General features: G+C 66.1%; 3 protein-coding genes. 1 reads left to right on the top strand and 2 read right to left on the bottom strand.

The features are described from left to right. Together EOA29_RS25705 and EOA29_RS25700 are read right to left on the bottom strand one after the other, a co-directional pair. Nucleotides 1-1,314 (bottom strand): trimethylamine methyltransferase family protein (locus EOA29_RS25705; RefSeq protein WP_127221794.1); only part of this gene is annotated, 1,314 nt, incomplete at its 3' end. Between the two features lie 10 nt (nucleotides 1,315-1,324). Next, complete coding sequence (locus EOA29_RS25700; protein WP_127221793.1) at nucleotides 1,325-3,736, bottom strand: FAD-dependent oxidoreductase; 2,412 nt, start codon at nucleotides 3,734-3,736, stop codon at nucleotides 1,325-1,327. A gap of 111 nt (nucleotides 3,737-3,847) precedes the next feature. Here EOA29_RS25700 and EOA29_RS25695 point away from each other — a divergent pair, with 111 nt between their 5' ends. Next, nucleotides 3,848-4,486: a TetR/AcrR family transcriptional regulator gene (locus EOA29_RS25695; RefSeq protein ID WP_126094992.1), complete on the top strand. Its 639-nt coding sequence runs from the start codon at nucleotides 3,848-3,850 to the stop codon at nucleotides 4,484-4,486. Nucleotides 4,487-4,670: the final 184 nt, after the last annotated feature.

Below are 4,670 nucleotides of genomic sequence, written 5' to 3'. Positions count from 1 at the left end.
CGAGAAGAAGTGGCCGCCGGGCTGCACCTCGGCGATTGCCTCGAAGCCGATGGCGTCGGCGTCGCCCGGCGTCGTGGCGCAAAGCTCGGCGACCGTCTGCAAGGCCTCGATATCGGTGATCAGCTTCTCGAAAGAGACGCTCAGGCCGCCTTCCAGCCAGCCGGCGGCATGGATGCAGACGGTGGCGCCGGCCAGCACCGAGCCCCACAGCGCGAATTGCGTCTCGTGCGCTGCCTGCGCGTCGGCGATGTTGGCGGCGCTGCCGCCGCCGGAGCGCCAGGGCAGTCCGGTGAAGCGGGCGAGCTGGCCGGCGCCGAGCGTCGCCTTGACGTGCTCCGGCGTGCCGAAGGCAGGCGCGCCCGACTTCATGTCGACATTGGAGGAGAACGAACCATAGACCACCGGCGCGCCGGGGCGCACGAGCTGGGCCAGCGTCAGCCCGGCCAGCGCCTCCGCATGCTGCAGCGTCAGCGCTCCGGCGACCGTGATCGGCGCCATGGCGCCCGCCAGGCAGAAGGGCGTGATGATCGAGACCTGGCCGGCCTTGGCAAAATCGATGATGCCTTGCGCCATCGGGATGTCGAGCTGGCGCGGCGAATTGGTGTTGATGACGGTGTAGCAATAGACGCCGGCGCGGAATTCATCCTCGGACAGGCCGCGCGCCAGCCGGACCATCCCGAAGCTGTCGTCGACCTGCGGCGTGCCGCGCGCGAAGACGAAGGGGAGCTTGTCGGACAAAGTGAGCTGAGCCCGGCCGGTGGCGTAGTGGCGAAAGCGGGTGTCGACGTCCTGCGGCTCGATGCAGGGGCCGAGCATGTGCAGCACGTCGAAATGCTGCAGCAGCTTCATGAACTCGTCGAAGGCGGCGAGCGTTCCCGGCCGCCGGCCGCGCTCGAGATCGGTGACATTGGGCGCGCCCGAGCCGGCGAGGAACGCCATAGACCCGAGCTCGAGCATCAGATCGCGGGACCGGTCGCCGCCATAGGCCGGGATCGAGCGCGGCGCGGAAGCCAGGGCCGCCTCGACCACGTCGCGGCCGATCCTCACCATCTGGCTGTCCTCGTCGACCAAGGCGCCGGCCTTGGCAAAGATGGCGCGCGCCTCCGGCAGCAGCACCTTGATGCCGAGCTCTTCCAGCACGCGCAGCGCCGTGTCGTGGATCGCGGCGACCTGGTCGTCGGAAAACACCGGCTGCGGCAGGAACGGGTTCTTCAGCGAACGGTAATTCGGATGGCGGCTCGACTCGATGCCGGCCTCACCGGTGCGTCCGCGCCGGCGTTCGCGCCTCAGATCGCGTGCGGCCTCGTCAATCATGGCATCCTCCTCATCCCCGCATCGCCCTGCCGTCGGGATCGTAAGGCGAGGCCGCGATGACGCGTGCCGGCCGTTCGACGCCGACAATGTGTACGGAAAGCGCCGTCCCCTCCCCGGCGAAATCGTCGTCCACCAACGCCAGGGCGACGCTCTTGCCGACGGTGTAGCCGTAGCCGCCCGAGGTGACGAAACCGACGCGCCGGCCCTTGTGCCAGACTGGCTCGAAGCCGCTGGCGTCGGCATCGAGGGCATCGACCTCAAGCGTAGCGATCCGGCGCGAAACACCCGCCTTGCGTTCCTTAAGAGCTGCTTCGCGGCCGATGAAATCGCCCTTGTCGAAAGCGATGAAGCGGTCGAGGCCGGTCTGGCCGGGCGTGTGGCCTTGCGTGAACTCGCGCGACCAGATGCCGAAGCTCTTCTCCAGCCTGAGCGAATTGAGTGCGTAGTAGCCGACCTCGGCGAGGCCGAGATCCTCGCCGGCGGCAAGCAGCGTCTCGCGCAGGGTCGAATGCAGGGTGGCCGGGCAGTTGATCTCGAAGCCGAGCTCGCCGGCGATCGACAGCCGGGCGACCCGCGCCCGCACCATCCCGATGTCGAACGCGCCGCAAGCCATGAAAGGTAGAGCTTCGGCGGAGATATCCTGATGGGTGGTGCGTTCGACGATCTTGCGTGCGTTCGGTCCGGTAACAAGGAAACCGGACGTCGCATCGGAAATGTCGGTGATCGAGACGCCGTCCGCCCTATGCGCCTCGAACCAGCGCATGTGGAATTCGCGCAGGTAATAGGATCCCATGATCCAGTATTCGCCGCCGCCCCAGTTGAGCACGGTGAGATCGCCCTTCAGCCTGCCGTCATGGCCGAGCATCGGAGCCAGTTTCGCGCGGCCGGGCTTCGGCAGACTGCAGGCCAGCAGCCGGTCGAGCCAGACCTCGGCGCCTAGCCCCAATACCGCATAGCGCGAGAAGGCCGTCGTATCGACGAGGCCGGCGGCGCGGCGGACCTGCAGCACCTCGTCGCCGACGATGTCGAAGGCGTTGGAGCGCCTCAGCGTCGTCTCCTCGCGAAAACCCATCGGCGCGAAATAGGCCGGGATTTCCAGGCCCCACGACGCCGTCCACTCGCAGCCTGCGGCGCTCATGCCGTCATAGGCGCCGGGACGCCTCAGCGGCCGTCCCGCCGGCAGCCGCTCGTTGGGGAAGGTCATGACGAAGCGGCGGGCATAGAACTGGCGCGTGGTCTGCTTGAGATATTCGCGGTTGGCGGCGAAGGCGCCGTAGCGGGCGATGTCCATGCCGAAGATGTCGGCCTGCGGCTCGCCGTAGATCATCCATTCGGCCAGCGACTTGCCGACGCCGCCGCCCTGGCTGAAGCCGGCCATGACGCCGCAGGCGACCCAGTGGTTCTTCAGGCCACGCACCGGGCCGACCAGCGGGTTGCCGTCCGGCGTGAAGGTGAAGGCGCCGTTCACCCATTTGCGGACGCCGGCGGTCGCCAGGCACGGAAAGCGCTCATAGGCCTTGGACAGCTCGGGGCTGATGCGGTCGATGTCCTCGGGGATCAGCTCGATGCCGTAATCCCAGGGCGCGCCGTCCATGTTCCAGTGCTTGGGGTTCTGCTCATAGACACCGAGCAGGATGCCCTTGCGCTCCTGCCTTAGATACGAAAAACCGTCGAGGTCGACGACGACGCCGATCTCCTCGTCGAGCGCGGCGACCTCGGGAATGTCCTCGGTGACGAAATAATGGTGCTCCATCGGCGTCACCGGCAGGTCGACGCCGGCCATCAACCCGACCTGCTTGGCCCACAGGCCGCCGGCATTGACGACATGCTCGGCAACGATCGTGCCCTTCTCGGTGACGACGTCCCAGCCGCCGTCGGCACGCTGCTTCAACTCGACGACGCGGTTGCGCAGGATGACATCGGCGCCGCGCTTTTTCGCGGCGCCCGCATAGGCATGCGTCGTGCCGTAAGGGTCGAGATGGCCCTCGTTGGAATCGTAGAGGCCGCCCAGCACATCGCTGACATCGACGATCGGGCAGATTTCCTTGATTTCCTCGGGCGTCACCAGCCGGGCCGTCTCGATGCCGACCGACTGGAACACCGCCCAAGCCGATTTCAGCCATTCCCAGCGCTGCGGGTCGCTCGCCATGTTGACGCCGCCGGTCATGTGCAGCCCGGCATTCTGGCCGGACTCGGCCTCGATCTCGCGATAGAGCTTGATCGTGTAGTCCTGCAGCGCCGCGACATTGGGATCGGCATTGAGCGCATGGAAGCCGGCGGCCGCGTGCCAGGTCGAGCCGGCCGTCAGCTCGGCGCGCTCGATGAGCGCCACATCGCTCCAGCCGAACCGCGTGAGATGGTAGAGCACCGAGGCGCCGACCACGCCTCCTCCGATGACGACTGCCCGGTAATGCGACTTCACGAGCCTCTCCCTCTCGTTGGAGGCCCTTACGGTACATGACCTGGACATATGTGTCTAGACACTTCTGTCCAGAGCTTGCGCTGCGTTTCGTGCCATGCCTATTGTGCGGCCATGATCATGACCGCTCCCCAGGCCGAACCATCGCCCGGCAACATCAAGGTCACGCGCTCGGACTGGATCAATCTGGCGCTTGAAACGCTGATTTCGGACGGCATCGAGAGCGTGCGCGTGCTTACGCTCGGCCAGAAGCTCGGCGTGTCGCGCTCAAGCTTCTACTGGTATTTCGAAAGCCGGCAGGACCTGCTCGACCAGTTGCTCAAGCATTGGCACGATACCAACACCACGGCGATCGTCGAGCGTGCCCGCCGCCCGGCCGAGACCATCATCATGGGTGTGATGAACGTGTTCGAATGCTGGGCCGACGAGCGGCTGTTCGACCCGAGGCTCGACTTCGCCGTGCGCGAATGGGCCAGACGCTCGGCCGACGTGCGGCGCATGATCGACCAGGCCGACGACGAGCGCCTCACCGCCATCCGCGACATGTACCGGCGGCACGGCTATGACGACGAGGACGCCTTCATCCGCGCTCGCGTCCTTTACTACATGCAGATCGGTTACTACGTGCTCGACCTCAAGGAGCCGGTCGAGGCCCGGGTCAGCCATCTCGCCGCCTATCTGCGCTCCTTCACCGGGCAGGAGCCGACCGAGGCGGATGTGGCGCATTTCATGCGCTTCATCGCGGCACGGTGATATCGCAAAGCATGCACGATCAACCTTAGCGTTCAACAAAGCTTGGGTGTGGCTTCGCTGCTCTTGTGAGCGGTGATAAAATGGTCGAATAGTCTGGCAGGGTGCCACCCTGAAACTGCCCGCATGCTGTTTCCGGGCGAAAGCGCGCCGGGGCGGAAGTCTGGAATGGCAAGTCCTTCGAAAC

The organism is Mesorhizobium sp. M1E.F.Ca.ET.063.01.1.1 (genome assembly GCF_003998155.1).
Classification (GTDB): Bacteria; Pseudomonadota; Alphaproteobacteria; order Rhizobiales; family Rhizobiaceae; genus Mesorhizobium.
The sequence above is the reverse complement of the archived record's forward strand: the minus strand, read 5'-3'. Positions and strand labels throughout refer to the sequence as shown.

Excerpts from the sequence above, each read along its gene's own strand:
- EOA29_RS25695 (WP_126094992.1), top strand. The coding sequence starts at position 3,848 with ATGATCATGACCGCTCCCCAGGCCGAACCATCGCCCGGCAACATCAAG.